At 38.4% G+C, this 19,076-nt stretch carries 19 protein-coding genes, 1 tRNA gene, 2 rRNA genes, 1 other RNA gene and 1 other annotated feature; of the genes, 6 read left to right on the top strand and 17 right to left on the bottom strand.

What is annotated here, in order from left to right:
• The 8 genes from U8D43_RS20090 to tadA form a co-directional block, all read right to left on the bottom strand.
• A 16S ribosomal RNA gene (locus tag U8D43_RS20090) occupies positions 1-110 on the bottom strand; the annotation flags it as partial.
• A 468-nt stretch (positions 111-578) separates the two neighbouring features.
• On the bottom strand, positions 579-842 hold the full coding sequence (locus tag U8D43_RS20085) for a pro-sigmaK processing inhibitor BofA family protein (protein WP_335872925.1): 264 nt from the start codon (positions 840-842) through the stop codon (positions 579-581).
• Positions 843-896: 54 nt separating this feature from the next.
• Complete coding sequence (locus U8D43_RS20080; protein WP_335872924.1) at positions 897-1,115, bottom strand: YaaL family protein; 219 nt, start codon at positions 1,113-1,115, stop codon at positions 897-899.
• Positions 1,116-1,129: 14 nt separating this feature from the next.
• Positions 1,130-1,726 (bottom strand): recombination mediator RecR, encoded by a 597-nt coding sequence (gene recR / locus U8D43_RS20075; RefSeq protein ID WP_335872923.1) that lies wholly within the window; start codon positions 1,724-1,726, stop codon positions 1,130-1,132.
• Between the two features lie 15 nt (positions 1,727-1,741).
• The gene (locus tag U8D43_RS20070; protein WP_335872922.1) at positions 1,742-2,062 is read right to left on the bottom strand and encodes a YbaB/EbfC family nucleoid-associated protein; all 321 of its coding nucleotides are present in this window, start codon (positions 2,060-2,062) and stop codon (positions 1,742-1,744) included.
• A 22-nt stretch (positions 2,063-2,084) separates the two neighbouring features.
• Positions 2,085-3,773 (bottom strand): DNA polymerase III subunit gamma/tau, encoded by a 1,689-nt coding sequence (dnaX, locus tag U8D43_RS20065; RefSeq protein ID WP_335872921.1) that lies wholly within the window; start codon positions 3,771-3,773, stop codon positions 2,085-2,087.
• Positions 3,774-3,942: 169 nt separating this feature from the next.
• An RNA gene (gene ffs, locus U8D43_RS20060) (signal recognition particle sRNA large type) lies at positions 3,943-4,206 on the bottom strand.
• 103 nt (positions 4,207-4,309) lie between these two features.
• Positions 4,310-4,804 (bottom strand): tRNA adenosine(34) deaminase TadA, encoded by a 495-nt coding sequence (gene tadA / locus U8D43_RS20055; protein WP_335872920.1) that lies wholly within the window; start codon positions 4,802-4,804, stop codon positions 4,310-4,312.
• A gap of 394 nt (positions 4,805-5,198) precedes the next feature.
• Between tadA and U8D43_RS20050 the strand changes: the two genes are divergently transcribed.
• The 5 genes from U8D43_RS20050 (at position 5,199) to U8D43_RS20030 (ending at position 8,932) form a co-directional block, all read left to right on the top strand.
• Positions 5,199-5,762, top strand: coding sequence for a cysteine hydrolase family protein (locus U8D43_RS20050; protein ID WP_335872919.1), 564 nt, complete (start codon positions 5,199-5,201; stop codon positions 5,760-5,762).
• A 59-nt stretch (positions 5,763-5,821) separates the two neighbouring features.
• On the top strand, positions 5,822-7,108 hold the full coding sequence (locus U8D43_RS20045; RefSeq protein WP_335872918.1) for a glycoside hydrolase family 18 protein: 1,287 nt from the start codon (positions 5,822-5,824) through the stop codon (positions 7,106-7,108).
• A 40-nt stretch (positions 7,109-7,148) separates the two neighbouring features.
• Positions 7,149-7,286 carry a hypothetical protein gene (locus U8D43_RS20040; RefSeq protein WP_335872917.1) on the top strand — a complete coding sequence of 46 codons (138 nt, stop codon included), beginning with the start codon at positions 7,149-7,151 and terminating at the stop codon, positions 7,284-7,286.
• Positions 7,287-7,626: 340 nt separating this feature from the next.
• Positions 7,627-8,259: a deoxynucleoside kinase gene (locus U8D43_RS20035; protein ID WP_335872916.1), complete on the top strand. Its 633-nt coding sequence runs from the start codon at positions 7,627-7,629 to the stop codon at positions 8,257-8,259.
• A 4-nt stretch (positions 8,260-8,263) separates the two neighbouring features.
• Positions 8,264-8,932, top strand: a complete 669-nt coding sequence (locus U8D43_RS20030; protein WP_335872915.1) for a deoxynucleoside kinase — start codon at positions 8,264-8,266, stop codon at positions 8,930-8,932.
• A 227-nt stretch (positions 8,933-9,159) separates the two neighbouring features.
• On the opposite strand, the gene U8D43_RS20025 is transcribed toward U8D43_RS20030, so the two are convergent.
• The 6 genes from U8D43_RS20025 to guaB form a co-directional block, all read right to left on the bottom strand.
• Positions 9,160-9,252, bottom strand: a tRNA-Ser gene (locus tag U8D43_RS20025).
• Positions 9,253-9,607: 355 nt separating this feature from the next.
• Entirely contained in the window at positions 9,608-10,888 is a 1,281-nt protein-coding gene (gene serS / locus U8D43_RS20020) for a serine--tRNA ligase (RefSeq protein ID WP_335872914.1), read from the bottom strand.
• A gap of 45 nt (positions 10,889-10,933) precedes the next feature.
• Positions 10,934-11,143: a binding site (T-box leader), on the bottom strand.
• A 57-nt stretch (positions 11,144-11,200) separates the two neighbouring features.
• A complete protein-coding gene (pdxT, locus tag U8D43_RS20015; RefSeq protein WP_335872913.1) occupies positions 11,201-11,788 on the bottom strand; it encodes a pyridoxal 5'-phosphate synthase glutaminase subunit PdxT in 588 nt (195 codons plus the stop codon).
• A gap of 13 nt (positions 11,789-11,801) precedes the next feature.
• Positions 11,802-12,686, bottom strand: coding sequence for a pyridoxal 5'-phosphate synthase lyase subunit PdxS (pdxS, locus tag U8D43_RS20010; protein WP_335872926.1), 885 nt, complete (start codon positions 12,684-12,686; stop codon positions 11,802-11,804).
• Between the two features lie 158 nt (positions 12,687-12,844).
• Positions 12,845-14,203: a serine hydrolase gene (locus U8D43_RS20005; RefSeq protein ID WP_335872912.1), complete on the bottom strand. Its 1,359-nt coding sequence runs from the start codon at positions 14,201-14,203 to the stop codon at positions 12,845-12,847.
• A gap of 655 nt (positions 14,204-14,858) precedes the next feature.
• Entirely contained in the window at positions 14,859-16,322 is a 1,464-nt protein-coding gene (gene guaB / locus U8D43_RS20000) for an IMP dehydrogenase (RefSeq protein WP_335872911.1), read from the bottom strand.
• Positions 16,323-16,435: 113 nt separating this feature from the next.
• Between guaB and U8D43_RS19995 the strand changes: the two genes are divergently transcribed.
• Positions 16,436-17,383, top strand: a complete 948-nt coding sequence (locus U8D43_RS19995; protein ID WP_335872910.1) for a YaaC family protein — start codon at positions 16,436-16,438, stop codon at positions 17,381-17,383.
• Between the two features lie 11 nt (positions 17,384-17,394).
• On the opposite strand, the gene U8D43_RS19990 is transcribed toward U8D43_RS19995, so the two are convergent.
• The 3 genes from U8D43_RS19990 to rrf form a co-directional block, all read right to left on the bottom strand.
• Positions 17,395-17,853 (bottom strand): MarR family winged helix-turn-helix transcriptional regulator, encoded by a 459-nt coding sequence (locus U8D43_RS19990; RefSeq protein ID WP_335872909.1) that lies wholly within the window; start codon positions 17,851-17,853, stop codon positions 17,395-17,397.
• A 2-nt stretch (positions 17,854-17,855) separates the two neighbouring features.
• On the bottom strand, positions 17,856-18,338 hold the full coding sequence (locus U8D43_RS19985) for a glutathione peroxidase (RefSeq protein ID WP_335872908.1): 483 nt from the start codon (positions 18,336-18,338) through the stop codon (positions 17,856-17,858).
• 597 nt (positions 18,339-18,935) lie between these two features.
• Positions 18,936-19,051 (bottom strand): 5S ribosomal RNA (gene rrf / locus U8D43_RS19980).
• Between the last annotated feature and the right edge of the window lie 25 nt (positions 19,052-19,076).

The raw sequence follows: 19,076 nt of genomic DNA, 5'->3' as shown, positions 1-19,076 counted from the left end.
ACCCGTCCGCCGCTAACAATGAGGAGCAAGCTCCTCATTGTTCGCTCGACTTGCATGTATTAGGCACGCCGCCAGCGTTCGTCCTGAGCCAGGATCAAACTCTCCATAAAAGTTAAGTTTGACTTGCTCATAAAACATTTTTTGCAAGAATCTATGTTCTTACTTTTAAAATTAACGTTGACGTTTCGTCTTTTCAGTTTTCAAAGTTCAATCGTTGTCGCGATGAGGCGACTTTTATATCATACAACTTCCACACCGTTTTGTCAACAATTTTTTTCTTGTTTTTTTCGGCAAGCATTTCGTTGTTTTTTTCGCCGTTTGACGACCTAATAAATAATATCATCTATTAGTTTCAACGTCAATAGGATTATAGAATTTTATTTTAAAATCATCCAAAAGAAAAACGCCGGCATTCCCCGGCGTCCTAAATAAGGTTGATTTCTCAAGTACTCTTGTTTTCGTATTGATTTTTAACCTTCAATTGAAGGAATCATAAAATCTTTTCCTCTAATCCTCCTCAGCAAATATTGAAAAGTCATGATCAATTCCTACCGTAAGAATCAAATTACATTATGTCCTTAAATAATCATTGTTTGGATGATGGTAAGACCTATAACACCTGGAATTCCAAGAACCCCTGATATAGATGATGTAACAAAATTGATTGGTACGTGAACGCCAAATTGACTGCCAAACGCATTAAGAAAGAATAAAAATAACGCACCAATCATTACTTTCATGACTGCTTGACCTACAAAGCGAACTGGTTTAAATGGCGTACCTGCAGATAAGAGCAATAAAACTCCCCCACTCAAAAGGGATATGACTATAATCGGATTCATACAAAACCCCTCATCTCTTTTCTTAACTACTTACAAATAGAATATGAGGGTTGTCTATCTTTTTATGACGATTTTTCGTTTTTTAGCTTCTTTAAATAAGAAAAAATATTTTGATTCTGCTATTTTCGTTTGACAAGTTAGATCAAAATGTTGATCAATACTCATCTCTTCAATTGATCGTTTATCGACCCAATCCCGCTTTGTTGATTCCATCAAGTTAATTAGTTGTCCATCGTATTCGTTACGTATTTTATTTCTTTTACGGAAGAACATCCTCTTCACTCCTGCTAAATATCTCTTCTTCCTTCTAAAGCTCTAGATAAAGTTACTTCATCTGCGTATTCTAAATCCCCACCTACCGGTAGACCATGCGCAATTCTTGTCACCCTTATACCTGAAGGTTTTAAGAGTCTGGAAATATACATTGCCGTTGCTTCCCCTTCTATATTTGGGTTTGTAGCTAGGATCACTTCTTGAATTTCATCACTTTGAAGTCGCTTTAATAGATTTGGAACATTGATATCTTCTGGACCAATCCCTTCCATGGGAGAAATCGCCCCGTGTAGAACATGATAAAGTCCGTTAAAGTCTTTCATTTTTTCCATTGCAATGACATCTTTAGGGTCTTGCACTACGCAAACGAGACTTTTGTCTCTTTTAGTATCTTCACAAATGTAACATGGATCTTGATCCGTAATATGACCGCATACGGAGCAATAGCCTAAATTCCTTTTGGCATTAACGAGAGCTTTCGCGAAATCGAGCACCGTATCTTCTTTCATACTCAAGACAAAAAAAGCCAGCCGGGCCGCTGTTTTCGGCCCGATACCTGGCAGCTTCATAAAGCTATCAATTAATTTTGATATCGGCTCAGGGTAATGCATCGTGTGTCCCCCTAATTACATTCCAGGAATATTTAATCCTTTAGTAAATTGTCCCATTGTGGAGTTTGTTAACTCTTCTGTTTTCTTTAGCGCATCATTTGTAGCCGCTAGAACCAAATCTTGAAGCATCTCAATATCCTCAGGATCCACAACTTCTTCTTTAATATTTACTTCCATCACTTCTTTATGACCAGAAACAATGACAGAAACCATACCGCCGCCAGCAGTCCCCTCAATTCGTTTGTCACCTAGTTCTTCTTGAGCTTCTGCCATTTTCTTTTGCATTTTTTGCATTTGTTTCATCATATTTTGCATATTTCCCATTCCACCACGCATGTGTGAAAACCTCCTACATTTTTTAGTCTTTTATTTCTAACAAATCAGATCCTACAAGTTTCATCGCTTCATCTATGAGAGGGTCTGTTTGTTGTGAATCTTCATTTTCATCCTCTTGGTGGTGCTGTAAAAATTCTTGTCTAATACTCGACCATTGATCGTCTGGAACTCCTACCATTATATACTGAATGTTTATTAGGTTATTCAATATAGAGGAGATTGCTTCTATAAAACCTTGATTTTCCATAGCCATTTGACAATGAATTTCATATTTAAATTTTAACACAAATGATGTAGAAGAAGCCGCTACAGGCTCTGCATCATTTAAAAGAGCCGCTTGTGACCTCATACTACGTTGGTTTAATTGTTCTAATAAATCTCCCCAACGACTTTTTAATAAATTTAAATCTTGCCTTGTTGCATGTTTTAATACTTCTTTAATCTTCCCTGTTTGAGCTTTAAATCCCTTTTGAGAACGGTTCGTTTTTTTCGTTTGCTGCACTTGCTGTTCTGGCACGCGAGCAACTCCTTGAGTTTTAAGAGTTTCAACTTCTCGTTCAAGCGAGTTTATTTTGTTAATTAATTCTTGAACCTCAGGAATTGTTCCGCTATTTGTGACAGGGGCTTTCTCCATTTGACACAACTTTACAATAGAGATCTCTAAATAGATTTTCGCATGGTTTGAGAACTTCATTTCATGCTGAGCTCCATTTAAGATATCGATAAAAGAATAAATTTCAGGTGGTGTGATTTGTTGCGCTAAATTTATAAAGTCATCATCTAAAAGTACTCTTTCTAAAGATTCTTCTAAATTTGGAGCTGTCTTATAAAGAAGCATATCCCTGAAATAGAGAATAAGATCTTCAACAAATCTAGCAGGATCTTTCCCTTGATTTATTAATTCTTCTAACGCATAGAGTGCACCTGCAACGTCTTTTTCATAAATAGAACGACCTAATTGATTAAGAAAAGTTTGAGCAACGGCCCCTGTTACCGTAAGCGCATCTTCAACCGCAACATGATTTTCACTAAATGAAATCGCCTGATCTAGTAGGCTTAACGCATCGCGCATCCCACCTTCAGCTGCTCTTGCGATAACATGTAAAGCTTTTTCGTCATATTGCACATGAGATTCATCTGCAATATGTTGCATGCGGCCAACAATATCAAAAGAAGTGATTCGTTTAAAATCAAAACGCTGACACCGCGAGATAATGGTTAACGGTATTTTATGTGGTTCTGTTGTTGCTAAAATAAATATAACATGCTTTGGTGGTTCTTCTAATGTTTTTAACAGAGCATTAAAAGCACCCATCGACAACATATGAACCTCATCAATAATATATACCTTATATGTAACGGAACTTGGTGCGTACTTAACCTTATCACGAATATCACGAATCTCTTCGACACCATTATTAGAAGCGGCATCAATCTCAATCACATCTGAAATCGATCCATCAGTTATACCAATGCACGACGAACACTCATTACACGGTTCAGCAATAGGGGCTTTCTCACAGTTTACCGCCTTAGCTAGTATCTTTGCTGCACTTGTTTTCCCTGTTCCCCTTGGACCAGAGAATAAATATGCATGTGAGATTTTTTGTTGAAGGAGGGCGTTTTGTAAAGTTTTTGTTACATGTTGCTGTCCTACTACATCCACAAACTTTTTGGGACGCCAAACACGATATAAAGCTTGGTAAGCCATGTATTCCCTCCTCCATAAATAATGATTGTATTTATTATACCGTATATGAAAATACAAGAAAAGCGGTAAACGCTCACTTCATGGCGATGTTCCCATTATTATGAGGACTCATTTCAATACAAAAAAACTCATCTGTATAAACAGATGAGTTTAATATGTGAAATAACTGCCGTGCACCTTTCGTCGACTAACATTCATAGGCGTTACTCAAGCAGTTAGCTCGGCTCAGGCAACCCTGCGGCACATGAGATGATCCACTTAATGCTGCTTCCTTCCGGACCTGACATAGTTCGTGGGTTCTCATTGCGCAGGACCCAAGCGTCAACACCACTTACTTGAGGCAGCCCTACAAAGTGTTAGCCTTGGAAAGGGATTCGGCCTCGCTAGAGCGGATTGCGAGTACAGGGCACCGCTACCTCCCCGCTTAGCACGGCAAAATTGAAACCATATTTGGTTGCGTCAATATCTGACACAAATAGAAGTATACTAGCTATTCGAAAAAAAAGCAACGATTCTCACTTGTTAAATTTTACCTATTAATCCGAAGCTTGTTTTTGTTTCTTTCCGGCTTTCTTTTTCTTTCGAAGTTCCCGAAAAAAATGACTGAGCAACATCCCACACTCTTCTTCTAGTATACCACTTTTGACTTCGCACTGATGATTAAATCGTCCATCCGTCAAAAGATTCATTAATGAGCCTGCACAACCTGCTTTTGGATCTTTAGCCCCATAAACCACACGTTCCACTCGCGATAAAAGAATCGCTCCACTACACATAGGACAAGGTTCTAGCGTGACATAGAGTTCTGCACGTTCTAACCGCCAGGTACCCATAACTTCACACGCTTTTTCAATCGCGATTAGCTCAGCATGTTTGACGGCGTTTTGAGTCTTCTCTCTCAAATTATAAGCAGAGGAAATAATTTTCCCGTCAATTACAACAACAGCACCAATTGGTACCTCATCTATTTTTTCTGCCTTTTTTGCTTCTAGAATCGCTATTCTCATATATTCTTCATCTTTAGAATTCATTTTACTCTCCTTATAAAATCAAGCGAGTTACTCCAAACTATACTATGGAATGCGCAAGTCATCCGATTACCAGCGACCAGAATAAGACGAAGGCTAACATATGGCGCTCTTCATCACATAATTAGCTTGACTTAGACCCGAAACCGATGAAGGATGAAGCTCGATATTAAAGTATTTTTAAATTTTACACTTATTTTCCAAAGGCTCTTTTCGTATACATTGTGGCTATTTTATCTGATTTTTGACTAAATCCTCCGTTTGCCTGTCGCCTCAGGGTGAGCCACTTCCGCTTTTCGTAAATGATGCCCGAAACAAAGCTATATCATAGAGGATACACTGATCCGAAAAGCCACAAACTTTGCGAAAACAGTCTTTCCAGAAAAGGAGTTTACCTATGACTAAACCATCTTCTCATGCTCTTCTCATTATTGACGTGATTAATTCTTTTGATTTTGATCACGGGGAAGCACTTTTAGAGAATGCCAAAAAAATCATCAAACCCATCATCAATCTTAAGTCATTATGTTATGAGCATGATTTTCCTATTATTTATATTAATGACCATTATAACCTATGGCAAGCAGACATAGAAAAAATCTATCGCGCCTGCGAAAATGATACTAGTTCTTCTTTTCTACAAGAGCTACGACCAGATGATAAAGATTATTTTTTAATTAAACCAAAGCATTCTGCTTTTTACGGAACAGCCCTGAATACGTTATTGCACCAACTTCAAGTCAGTTCGCTCATCCTTACAGGACTGGCAGGAAATATTTGCGTTCTCTTTACGGCAAATGACGCGTATATGCGCGAATTCACCTTGACCATTCCTGAAGATTGTATTGCATCCGTTAGTAAGCAGGATAATCATTATGCTCTTAAAATGATGAAAAATGTACTAAAGGCGAATACTTCTCACTCCACTTCTTTCAATCTAAATAATAAGGGAGAGAAATGACATAGAAAAACAAGCCCTCTCATACACTGTTTATAGTGAAATGAAAAGGAGGGACCTTGGTGCAGATTCACGTTGTCCAACAGAATCAATCACTTTTTGGCATCGCTCAAGCTTACGGTACTAATGTCGATGAACTTATTAATGCAAATGAAATTCCAAACCCCAATCAGCTCGTTGTCGGTCAAACATTAGTCATCCCGATAGTCGGTAGTTTTTACTTTATCAAAGCCGGAGATAGCCTTTGGTCTATTAGTCAATCTTACGGAATTCCCTATCAAGAGTTAGCGAGCATAAATAATATTTCACCAAATCAACCACTTCAAATTGGATTTCGTCTTTATATTCCGCCAGAGCCCAAAAATGAAGCCGAATTTAACGCCTATGTGGAACCGTTTGGTGAAACTGTTCCTGATAATTTGGAAAAAAGTGCACGAGATGCTGCTCCTTATTTAACCTACTTATCTCCATTTAGTTTTCAAGCACAAAGGGATGGAACATTGGATGAACCCCCTCTGGGACAATTCCCAGACATTGCGAAAGCTAACGGAAATATACTAGTCATGGTGATCACAAATCAAGAAGAAGGACAATTTAATGACGAATTGGGTAGAATCATACTGAATGACATGGCTATACAAGATAAATTCCTCAATACAATTGTAGCTACAGCAAAAAAATATGGATTCCGCGATATTCATTTTGATTTTGAATATTTGCGTCCAGCTGACCGTGAAGCATACAATCGCTTTCTTCGTAAAGCAAAAAAGCGCTTTTCACAAGAGGGTTGGCTATTATCAACGGCACTTGCGCCGAAGACAAGCGCAGACCAAAAAGGAAAATGGTATGAAGGGCATGACTATAAAGCACATGGAGAAATTGTCGATTTTGTCGTTATCATGACCTATGAATGGGGATATAGTGGCGGTCCTCCTATGGCTGTTTCTCCAATTGAACCCGTTCGAGAGGTTCTAGAATATGCAATTACTGAAATGCCATCTTCTAAGATTTTAATGGGGCAAAATTTATATGGGTACGATTGGACATTACCCTTTGTTCAAGGTAGAGACACCGCCAAAGCACTCAGCCCTCAACAAGCCATTCAAAAAGCCGCTCAATACAATGTTCAGATTCAATACGACGGAAAAGCGCAAGCACCATTTTTTGATTATGTAGATGAAAAGGGGAAAGAACATAAAGTCTGGTTTGAAGACGCTCGTTCGATTCAAGCGAAATTCGATTTAATCAAAGAGCTAAATTTAAAAGGAATGAGCTACTGGAAGCTCGGGTTATCCTTTCCACAAAACTGGTTGCTCATCACTGAAAATTTTGATGTCACAAAAAAATAAGCAAAAAAATACTCAAGTCGCCTGGAGCGAGACAAAAAACATGATTAAATTATTACTTCGAACAAAGGCTGTTTTCGCAGCAAGAGAATTTAGTTTAACAATTGGGTTTAGGACACCTTTTCGTGATTCTTTAACGAATTCAACTCTAATACAAGGGATTCTGCCGATTACTCACTAAGCTAACAACAATGTATACGTAAGGATCTTTTCGTATACATTGTGGCTATTTCTTTATATTTTTGATTAAATTTTCCATTTCACTGTTGAATTCGATCAAAAACAGACGAAATGATACCCGAAGCAAAGCTATATCATAAATGATCAGCTGATTCGAAAAGCCACAAACTTTGCGAAAACAGCCATACGAAAAGAGCTGAATATTTTTTCAGCTCTTTTCTAATTTGCCTGAAAAAATAATCACGACCCACCCTCCTCTATTTATGTTAAAATAAAATTTGTCGTCATTTGAACGTCTATGTCGAATAATAACCTTATGAAGGTGACGAGGAGGACATCATATGGGGAGAAATCCTTTTATTACTGTTGAAGGTCCTATCGGTGTAGGGAAGACCTCTCTTGCCAAAGCCATTTCAGACCACTATCAATACTATCTCTTGAAAGAGATTGTAGATGAAAATCCTTTCCTTGGAAAGTTCTACGACAATATCGATGAGTGGAGCTTTCAAACCGAAATGTTTTTCTTGTGCAATCGCTTTAAGCAATTAGAAGACATCGACAATCATTATCTCTCTAAAAATAAGCCAGTTGTAGCTGATTATCATATTATGAAAAATATTATCTTCGCTCAGAGAACTCTCAAAAATAAACAATACGACAAATATCTCCGAATTTACGATATTTTAACAGGGGATATGCCTCATCCAAATGTCGTGATTTATTTACACGCTAGCTTGGACACTCTATTAAAAAGGATTGAAAAGCGCGGACGAGAGTTTGAGAAAAAAATCAGCCCAGCCTACCTAAATCAACTCTCAGCGGATTACGAAGTGTATATGGAGAATTTCAAGAATAACCATAGTGATATTCCGGTATTAACCTTTAATGGTGATGAGATGGATTTTGTAAAGAGTGATGAAGATTTGAATTATATGCTTCATTCCCTTGATAAAACATTAAATAAAGGAGTTTAGACGAATGAATCTTCGTGAAAAATACCGAATTCCCAGCAATGCGGTTATTACAATCGCTGGAACTGTCGGAGTAGGTAAATCTACCATGACAAACGGGCTGGCCGATGCACTTGGCTTTCGGACATCGTTTGAAAAAGTAGACACCAATCCCTATTTAGATAAATTTTATCATGATTTTAAAAGCTGGAGCTTCCACCTCCAAGTATACTTCCTAGCAGAACGCTTTAAAGAGCAAAAAAGAATTTTTGAATATGGTGGTGGATTCATCCAAGACCGTTCAATATATGAAGATACTGGTATCTTCGCACGAATGCATTTTGAAAAAGGAACAATGTCAAAAATTGACTATGACACCTACACTAGTCTTTTTGATGCAATGGTTATGACTCCTTACTTCCCCCATCCAGACCTTCTTATCTATTTAGAAGGATCAATTGATGACATCATTGATCGTATTAAGGTACGAGGGCGTCCGATGGAGCAGCAGACCCCTATCGCCTATTGGGAGGAAATGCATCAGCGCTATGAAAACTGGATTAACTCCTTTAATTCTTGCCCTGTTCTCCGCTTGAATATTAAAGAATATGATTTAGTAAAAGATGAAAACTCAATTGAACCCATTATTGATCGAATTGGGTATATGATTGAGCAATCACGTTTACTAAAAAAATAAGTCGCCGTTTCTCGGCGACTTTTTTATGGAATTCGGATGCTCTAGATTGTAAAAATGAAATGTTTTATCCAACAAGACTTGCGATTTTTTTATCTCACTAACATTTGTTTTAAAAACGGAAAATAAAATTAAGTGGTTTCTTTTCCCACAACAAAAAGTTCGTTACTGCTAAGCAGTAACGAACTATATCTCCAAACATTATGCGCAATGATTGATGTTAGTAATTATGGAGGAGGAAGAGGGATTCGAACCCCCGCGCGGTATGACCCGCCTGTCGGTTTTCAAGACCGATCCCTTCAGCCAGACTTGGGTATTCCTCCGTATCGACAAGATTAATAATAACAGGTATTAAATAATAAGTCAAATGTTTTTCAAAAAAAAAGGAGAGACTTTTTTTCTCCTTTTTTAAGTTGGCTACTTTCGCAAGCTTTGCGGCTTTTCGAATCAGTTTATCATCTATGATATAGCTTTGTTTCGGGCATCATTTACGAAACTCACCCTGAGGCGACAGGCAAATGAAGAGCTCTCCAGTGATGCCTGCATCACTGGAGAGTTATTCATTTGACTCGAGGTCAGAAGTTCAATCCCTGTCCTGATAAGAAAATGATGCCAGTTCAGTCCTCGCCTACTATAGGACGTCGATATGCTTACGCCTTTTGCTTTTCTTACTTACTTTTACTCTAGTTGAATAACTTCTTTTCTTCCCATATACGGACGAAGAACTTCTGGAATGATAATAGAACCATCCTCTTGTTGGTAATTCTCTAAGATTGCTGCAACCGTTCTTCCAATCGCTAAGCCTGATCCATTCAAGGTATGCACATGTTCTGGCTTTGCATTAGGCTCACGACGGAATCGAATATTGGCACGGCGCGCTTGAAAAGCTTCAAAGTTAGAACAAGAAGAAATTTCACGATACGTATTGTAGCTCGGAATCCATACTTCTATGTCATATTTCTTAGCGGCTGTGAAACCTAAATCACCAGTACACATACTTAGTACTCGATATGGTAAGCCAAGGAGTTGAAGTACTTTCTCTGCATGTCCAGTCAATTTTTCAAGTTCTTCATAAGAGTTCTCAGGCTTAACAAAACGAACTAGTTCTACTTTATTGAATTGATGTTGACGAATTAATCCTCTAGTATCTCGACCGGCTGATCCCGCTTCAGATCGAAAATTAGCACTATAGGCAGCATAACCAATAGGTAGTTCATCTCCAACTAAAATTTCATCCCGATGATAGTTTGTTACGGGAACCTCTGAAGTAGGAATTAAAAAATAATCTTCCTTTTCAATCAAAAAAGCATCCTCTTCGAACTTCGGCAATTGACCTGTCCCTGTCATGCTCGCACGGTTCACCAGATAAGGTGGCAGAATTTCTTTATACTCATGCTCATCTGAATGAAGGTCCATCATGAAGTTGATCAGTGCACGCTCTAGTCTAGCACCTAATCCTTTATAAAAAACAAAACGGCTTCCTGTGACTTTTCCGGCACGTTCAAAATCAAGGATATCTAGACTCGTTGCTAGATCCCAGTGTGGCTTTGCTTCGAAATCAAATGAAGGCAACTCGCCCCATTGCCGCACATCGATATTATCATCTTCTGTCTCTCCAACCGGAACACTCTCATGAGGAATATTTGGAATGGATAATAATAAATTTTCTAATCGTTCTTCGACTACTCTCAACTCGTCATCAAACTCTTTTACCTTTTCTCCTACGTCACGCATTCGCAAAATAAGTCCATCTGCATTTTGTTTTTCTCGTTTCATGACGGCGATTTTCTGTGATACTTCATTGCGCTCACTTTTTAATTGCTCTGTTTGAACAATCAGTTCTCGACGCTTATTATCTAACGCCTCGAAGATTTCAAAATCACTCAAATCCTCACCACGGTGAGCCAGTCTTTCTTTCACTTCTTGAAAGTTTGTTCGTAAAAATTTAATATCTAACATTCTGCTTCCTCCTTTTTTGACAAATAAAAAACTCCCATCCCTTAGAAAAGGGACGAGAGTTACCCGCGTTGCCACCCTAGTTGAAAGCATATGCTCTCCACCTTGTAAAGAATAACGGTCTCTAGCCGGAAGAGCTTACTTACATTCGGCTCCTCACTCAAGGATGGATTCACACATGCTTCTTATCGGTTTTCACCAACCACCGACTCTCTAAAAAAAAGTCATAGTGTTACTAGTTCCTGTCAACGTTTTATTTGCTTTGAATTTAATTATTCATAATGTACTACAATTATTTACCTACTGCAACTATTTTTATGCAGAAACACCTTTAAATTCCTGTACCATCGTAACAAAATAAGCTGTTAATCTGTGGTCGTCTGTCAATTCTGGATGGAAAGAGCAACCTAAAAACTGACCATCTCGAGCAGCAACAATACGACCGTTATGCTCAGCTAATATTTCAACACCCTCTTCAACAGAAACGATGTGCGGGGCACGAATAAAGACGGCATTAAAATCTTCTGCCACACCTTTGATGTGTAAAGATGCTTCGAAACTCTCTTTTTGCCGACCAAATGAATTTCGTTCGACGGTTGCATTAATTAATCCTAAATGAGGTTCACTATAGCCTACAATTTCTTTTGCTAACAGAATTAAGCCTGCGCATGTACCAAATATCGGCTTTCCTTCTTTAGCAAACTGTTGCAAAGGTTGCATGAACTGATAGCGATCAATTAAACGTCTCATTGTCGTACTTTCTCCACCTGGCATAATAAGACCATCAACGTTCTCTAGTTGTCCAGCTCTTTTGATGATGACTGCTTCCGCTCCACATGCTTCAATAGAGCGGATATGCTCTCGTACAGCACCTTGCAGTCCAAGTACTCCAATTTTGATCATAGAGGACTTCTCCTTACCAACCGCGCTCTTGCATACGGTTTTCTGGAGTTATTGAGCTAATTTCAATCCCTTTCATCGCCGTTCCAAGTTCTTTGGAAATCTCTGCAATTAGCTTATAATCTTGATAATGCGTTGTTGCTTCAACAATTGCTTTGGCCATTTTAGCTGGATTCTCTGATTTAAAAATCCCTGATCCGACGAATACACCATCAGCTCCTAATTGCATCATAAGGGCAGCATCAGCAGGAGTTGCCACGCCACCAGCCGCAAAGTTTACCACTGGTAAGCGACCGTGTTCTTTAATTTCTAGTAGTAATTCATAAGGTGCTCCAAGTAGTTTAGCCTCTGTCATGATTTCATCTTCATTCATGTTTACAAGCTTACGTACTTGAGCATTTACTTTACGAATATGGCGGACAGCTTCCACAATATTTCCTGTACCTGGCTCTCCTTTTGTACGTAACATCGAAGCACCTTCGCCAATACGACGCGCAGCTTCGCCTAAATCACGACATCCACAGACAAATGGTACTGTATAATCTTTTTTATTCAAGTGATACTCTTCATCTGCTGGTGTTAGTACTTCACTTTCATCTATATAATCTACACCCATTGATTCTAGTATACGTGCTTCAACAATATGGCCAATCCGAGCCTTTGCCATAACAGGAATACTAACAGCATTCATTACCTCTTCAACGATGCGAGGATCTGCCATTCTTGCTACACCACCAGCTTTGCGAATATCAGCTGGTACGCGCTCTAGTGCCATTACCGCAACAGCACCTGCTTCTTCTGCTATTTTGGCTTGCTCTGCATTGATAACGTCCATAATAACGCCGCCTTTTTGCATTTCGGCCATCCCTCTTTTAACACGATCTGTACCCGTTTTCATAATGATAAGTCCCCCTTTATGTAATTGCTGTTCTTTACACTACCGATTACGATAACCTAACCCTTAAAAATCTAAACGAAAATAATGAAACCTAAAAAGATTCCTCCATGCTAAATAAACAATAAAAAACACCTCATGTCAAGGACATGAGGTGAACAGTATTAAAATAAGCCTTTAATACCTGAAACAACACTATTCCAAATGTCTGCAAAAAATCCGCCTATTGCACGCAATGAAAGAACAAACCAATTTGCCTTCTCGACAGAATCTTCTGTTACCATATCTACGGAAATTTTCTTTTTTGCTTTAGAATTTACATATCCATAGTCATCTCCGTCATACTTTACCGTCAACGTTCCGACTACTTGACCTTTCTTAATTGGAGCTTCTAACTCCCCATCTTCCGTTAGAGAGTCCCCAGAAGGAGTAAAGACTGGTTTGTAATTGTCTTGCTCACCGTTACGAATCATGACTGATATAGGAGCATCAGAAGATATAGCTACTTCGTCTTCTTTCCCTTTAATTACAGGTACATTTTCTTGCTTTTCAACTTTATAGTTCGCTGGTACTATTTCTTCTAGCGAGTAGTTGCTAAAAGCGAAATCCATCATTTTTCTAGTTTCATCAAATCTTGATTTATAGGACCCGGCCCCCGTTTCTGTTTTTGCATCCATCACAACCGTGATAAAACGCATTCCATTACGTTCGGCAGTACCTGTGAAACAATAACCCGCAAAGTCTGTTGTGCCTGTTTTGAGTCCATCCATACCTTCATATTTGAAAACAAGTTGAGGAAGCATCCAATTCCAATTTTCCATATTGGTCTCTTCATCTTCAATGCCTTCACGGAATACTTTCTTCTCAATACTTGAAGTTTCTAATACCTCTGGATATTTCTTTATTAGCTCATAAGCCAGTGTTGCAGTCGATTTTGCAGACATAATATTTTCTTCAGTAGCACCTGTCGTTTCAGGGTGCATTCCATATAAATCTGCATTATTTAATCCCGTCGAATTCACAAACTGATAATTTTCAAGTCCTAACTCTTTCGCTTTGTCATTCATCATCTTGACAAAGTTTGCTTCCGTTCCTGCAATGGTTTCAGCAATCGCAATGGTCGCACCATTGGCTGAATAAATCGCCATCGCTTCATATAGTTCTTGAATCGAATATTGACCATCTGCTTTTAGCGGAACATTACTTAAAGAAGTATCTTGAGAAATTTTATAGACATAATCACTAACAAAGTATTTCTGATCCCAGCTTACACGGCCTTGGTCGACAGCTTCTAACAGTAGGAATTCTGTCATCATTTTCGTCATACTCGCAATGCCTAACGCTGTTTCCGAGTTCTTTTCATATAAAACCTTACCCGTCTCTGCATCAATTAAAATGGCTGCTTGGGCGTTGATGTTCAACGCATCTTCTGCACTAGCAGATTGTGGGGTTTGAACCAGTCCAAAAGCTATTAAAAATGCTAAAGTACAAGCCACTGTTTTTTGAAACCATTGTTTTTTCACGTTGTTAGCCCTCCATATTTTTCATCTACACTGTCGCTATTTTATCACAACTCCTTGCTTTTTAGTAGACAGTGAAAAGACCTATATCACCATAATTAATTCATCTTCATACTAAGACAAAACTACCTTTCTTATCATGAAAACTCTTGTCATATATATCGTTGCAATTCTATTCAATATTTAATGTACTCCTCCATTTTCGGATGTGTTTCATTCAAAAACAGAGGAAAAGGTACCCTAAAACCCATCTATTTAACTGAATATCTATTGCTGCGAAAACAATCTATACAAAAGGCTGTTTTCGCAAAGATTGTGGCTTTTCGTATCAGTTAATCATCTGTGATATAGCTTTGTTTCGGGCATCATTTACGAAATGCGAAAGTGGCTGCCCAGGGACGGCAGGCATCTGGCAGAACACGCAGTGAAGCCTGCTTCACGTAGTGGGCTGACAAATGCCCGAGTCCCTAGCCACTGCAGCTGGATCAGAGAAAAGCGGAAGTGGCTGCCCTGCGGCGGCAGGCAAATGAAGAACTCGGAGGTGATGCCTGCATCGCTGGAGGATTTAGTCAAAAATCAGGTGAAATAACCACAATGTATACGAAAAGAGCCTTACAAAAAAAACAGGACCTTCACATAGAAAGTCCTATTCATACTATCATAAAGAGTAATTTGGGGCTTCTTTTGTTATTTGCACATCATGTGGATGGCTTTCTCGCAAACCAGCTCCCGTCATCCTCACGAACTGAGCTCTCTCACGAAGAAATTCTAAATTTGGTGCTCCACAATAGCCCATACCGGAACGAATACCACCAACAAGTTGATAAATTGTATCAGCAATAGGTCCTTTATAGGCAATTCGTCCCTCAATGCCTTCAGGTACAAATTTCTTTGCATCTTCTTGGAAATATCGATCCTTTGATCCTTTTTCCATCGCGGCAATAGAACCCATACCACGATATACCTTAAAGCGTCTGCCTTGGAAAATCTCTGTATCACCAGGACTTTCAGATGTACCAGCAAGTAAACTTCCTAGCATAACTGCATGCCCACCAGATGCTAGTGCTTTCACAATATCACCAGAGTATTTAATTCCACCATCTGCAATGATTGTTTTTCCGTACTTTCTAGCTTCTGACGCACAATCATAAATGGCTGTTATCTGTGGAACTCCTACACCTGCTACCACTCTTGTTGTACAGATTGATCCAGGTCCAATTCCTACTTTAACAACATCGGCCCCTGCTTCGTATAAATCTCTTGTCGCTTCTGCTGTTGCAACATTTCCTGCAATGATATTTAACTCAGGATAGAGCGTTCGAATCTCTCTTACAGTTTCAATGACGCCTCTTGAGTGTCCATGCGCAGTATCAATCACAATCGCATCAACGTTTGATTGGACGAGCATTTCAATGCGCTTCATCGTATCTTTAGATACTCCTACCGCTGCTCCTACTAATAACCGACCTTGACTATCCTTGGCTGAATGCGGGAATTCAATTACTTTTTCAATATCTTTAATTGTAATTAACCCTTTTAGCATCCCATTCGTATCAATTAGAGGAAGTTTTTCAATCTTATGTTGTTGGAGAATTTTTTCTGCCTCATCAATTGTGGTTCCTACAGAAGCAGTAACTAAACGATCTTTCGTCATAACGTCGGAAATAGGGATAGAGTAGTCCTGAATAAAACGTAAGTCACGATTGGTGATGATGCCTACTAACTTCTGATCTACAATATCATTGACAATCGGCACTCCTGAAATACGATATTTGCTCATGAGGTGTTCTGCATCAAATACTTGATGACTTGGGGTTAAGAAGAAAGGGTCAGTTATGACACCACTTTCTGAGCGTTTCACTTTATCTACTTGTTCTGCTTGCTGCTCAATACTCATATTTTTATGGATAATACCTAAACCACCCTGTCTTGCCATACTAATAGCCATCTCAGCTTCAGTTACAGTATCCATCCCAGCACTAATAACAGGTAAATTCAAGTGCAAACTAGCAGACAATTCAACACTTAAATTCACATCTTTTGGAAGTACCTCTGACTTTGCTGGTAGCAATAATACATCATCAAACGTTAAACCTTCTTTTTGAAATTTCGTTTCCCACATTCTCCATTTCCTCCTCAGGCAAAAAAATATTATTAGTAGGTTAACAATTGGATAAAATACTGTCAAGAATAATATAAATTGTTAGATTTTTCAATTTATTCGGAGGTGTTACTTTGTTATATCACTCACAAGCCTGGCGCTTTCTTCATAAATTCCAATCGGCCTCAAGTACACAAAAATTTCTACAAAGAGTTTATCAAAAAAAAGGCATCCACTCATTCGAAATCAAAAGCTATGATAATGCTTATCCCTTTATGTATTATCTAGAACACGGCGAGATGTATTACCAGCAAGCTGCCAATAGTCCTCTTGCCATTCAACCCGTGTTATTATTTTATGGATATACCCACCTCTTGAAGGCTGGATTACTAACACAGGATTCTGAGTATCCTCAAACTGCATCGGTTCTAGCACATGGTGTCTCTACGAGAAAAAGGAAAAAACAGCAATATCAATTTTTAGAGGACGAAGTTAAAATACAAAAAAATGGGCTTTTCTCTCACATAGCTGAAAAACTCTTTCAACACACTGGGCTTGAAGGTGAAAAATACACAATGAAACAACTTCTGACACAAATACCAGAAATTCAAGATTTGTTTCATTTTCATTTTCACGAATTTCCCCTCGTTGCTCTTTTACAAGACAAAGAAAGACTAGTCATTTCGCCAAGTTTACTCGAGCAATATCATATGTCATCTACACGTTTCCAAGAGTATATCACATCAAAGACCAAAGAACCTATTACAATAGTAGAAGATAGTTTTGAATGGACCAAACTACCTACCTTATTTGAAGCACCTCCTTTTCGGTATCATTTTGAAAAGAATCAATATTTTTTACCTTCGAATAAGGAAAGAATGTGTTGCTTACCAGAAATGTTGTTACATTATTTACTTCTTTATAATTTAAGCATGATTGCTCGTTATGAAACAGAATGGTGGAGCGAGCTATTAAAAACCACACCTAATGAAGATTATTCTTTTATTAAGAGTTTTATCATGCATTCCTTTGTAAAAACTCCACAATATATAGAAAGATATTTATTTACATTGAATACTTAAAAAGACGTCTCTTATTTTTGAGACGTCTTTTCATTTTGTGTATGAACTTCATTTAATAAAATTTTTAATTGGTTCAATAATGATTCAACATCTAACTGTGAAACATGCGTTGCCATTAAGAGTTGTTCAGGGATGCACTGGGCTTTCTTTTCTAGTTGCTTTCCCTCTACTGTTAGTGTAATAACTACTTTTCGTTCATCCTCTTTATCTCGATGACGTGTTACTAAAGAGTGTGCCTCCATTCTCTTTAACATTGGAGTCAATGTACCAGAATCTAAGAAAAGTTTTTCACCTAATTTTTTCACCGTTACTTGTTCATCTTCCCACAAAACGAGCATAGCTAAATACTGTGGATACGTTAGTCCGAGTTCCTCTAAAAATGGTCGATAAAGCTTTGTCATCTCTCTAGAGGCTGCATATATCGTAAAACAAAGTTGATTTTCTAGTCTCGTTGAATTCTTTTCATTCATCGTTATTCTCCTAGCAATATTTGAATATCTTTCTCCATTTTAGAAGGGTTTGTTTGTGGTGCAAAACGTTTCATAACCGTACCGTCACGTTTTACAAGAAACTTAGTGAAATTCCATTTAATTGCACTATTCATCAAACCTTTTTTCTCAGAAGTTAAAAATGTAAACAAAGGGTCTGCATTTTCTCCCTTCACATCTATTTTCGCATACATAGGGAATGTAACCCCATAATTGACTTGGCAAAATTCCATAATTTCTTCATTTGAATCGAACTCCTGCTCCTTAAATTGATCACAAGGAAAACCAAGAATCGTCAGTCCATCATTTTGATATTTTTCATATAATTCTTGTAGTTCTGTAAATTGAGGGGTGAATCCACATTTGCTAGCAGTATTAACGATGAGGACTACTTTATTTTCATACTTCTTTAATGATTCTCTTTCTCCATTTGTTTTTTTTGCATCATATTGATAAATTGTTGCCATTCCTATACCACCCTTTTTGTTTCTATTTTAATTGCGCACAACCTTTTTAATATCATACAATAAGAATCGACTTTATTCAACTTTTTAAGTTTGCCCTAAAAGAATTCTACAATGAACAAAAACAGGTCAGTCTAGACGCTGCTTCCTGGCATGTCTCCCTTGCATTTGCTAACCTTCCTCAATTGTGCATCCATCTGCTTTGCACCTACAGTACAGATTATCGACCTCGTTGCTTCTTTTCACTCTCACTCCCGCTCATAAATAGTATCTAGTTTCATTTAGTTCAAATTCAAAATCGAATTCAAAACAAAAAAAACAGCCCTCAGGCTGTTTTTTAATAATACATGGCTACGTCCTACTCTCACAGGGGCACCCCCAACTTCCATCGGCGCTGGTTCGAGCGGCGATAAGCGGCGGATCTCTGCGTCAGCTTCGCTCGTTTCGATCCTCACGTACGTTGTACGCTCCGGGCTTCACTCCCTCACTTCCTTGATCTTCTTGCTTCTCCCCACTCTCACTCCCGTTCATGAATAGTATCTAGTTTCATTTAGTTCAAATTCAAAACAAAAAAACAGCCATCAGGCTGTTTTTTCAAATGCATGGCGACGTCCTACTCTCACAGGGGGAAACCCCCAACTACCATCGGCGCAGAAGAGCTTAACTTCCGTGTTCGGTATGGGAACGGGTGTGACCTCTTCGCTAATGCCACCATACGTATTTACTTGAGGTTTGTACCCT

The sequence above is a fragment of the Bacillus sp. 2205SS5-2 genome (assembly GCF_037024155.1).
In the GTDB taxonomy this organism is placed as follows: domain Bacteria; phylum Bacillota; class Bacilli; order Bacillales; family Bacillaceae_K; genus Bacillus_CI.
This window is presented reverse-complemented; position numbering and strand designations above follow the sequence as displayed.

Coding starts and splice junctions, on each gene's coding strand:
- U8D43_RS20085 (WP_335872925.1), bottom strand. CDS start 842: ATGAATCCGATTATAGTCATATCCCTTTTGAGTGGGGGAGTTTTATTG.
- U8D43_RS20080 (WP_335872924.1), bottom strand. CDS start 1,115: ATGTTCTTCCGTAAAAGAAATAAAATACGTAACGAATACGATGGACAA.
- recR (WP_335872923.1), bottom strand. CDS start 1,726: ATGCATTACCCTGAGCCGATATCAAAATTAATTGATAGCTTTATGAAG.
- U8D43_RS20070 (WP_335872922.1), bottom strand. CDS start 2,062: ATGCGTGGTGGAATGGGAAATATGCAAAATATGATGAAACAAATGCAA.
- dnaX (WP_335872921.1), bottom strand. CDS start 3,773: ATGGCTTACCAAGCTTTATATCGTGTTTGGCGTCCCAAAAAGTTTGTG.
- tadA (WP_335872920.1), bottom strand. CDS start 4,804: ATGAATTCTAAAGATGAAGAATATATGAGAATAGCGATTCTAGAAGCA.
- U8D43_RS20050 (WP_335872919.1), top strand. CDS start 5,199: ATGACTAAACCATCTTCTCATGCTCTTCTCATTATTGACGTGATTAAT.
- U8D43_RS20040 (WP_335872917.1), top strand. CDS start 7,149: ATGATTAAATTATTACTTCGAACAAAGGCTGTTTTCGCAGCAAGAGAA.
- U8D43_RS20035 (WP_335872916.1), top strand. CDS start 7,627: ATGGGGAGAAATCCTTTTATTACTGTTGAAGGTCCTATCGGTGTAGGG.
- U8D43_RS20030 (WP_335872915.1), top strand. CDS start 8,264: ATGAATCTTCGTGAAAAATACCGAATTCCCAGCAATGCGGTTATTACA.
- serS (WP_335872914.1), bottom strand. CDS start 10,888: ATGTTAGATATTAAATTTTTACGAACAAACTTTCAAGAAGTGAAAGAA.
- pdxT (WP_335872913.1), bottom strand. CDS start 11,788: ATGATCAAAATTGGAGTACTTGGACTGCAAGGTGCTGTACGAGAGCAT.
- guaB (WP_335872911.1), bottom strand. CDS start 16,322: ATGTGGGAAACGAAATTTCAAAAAGAAGGTTTAACGTTTGATGATGTA.
- U8D43_RS19990 (WP_335872909.1), bottom strand. CDS start 17,853: ATGAATGAAAAGAATTCAACGAGACTAGAAAATCAACTTTGTTTTACG.
- U8D43_RS19985 (WP_335872908.1), bottom strand. CDS start 18,338: ATGGCAACAATTTATCAATATGATGCAAAAAAAACAAATGGAGAAAGA.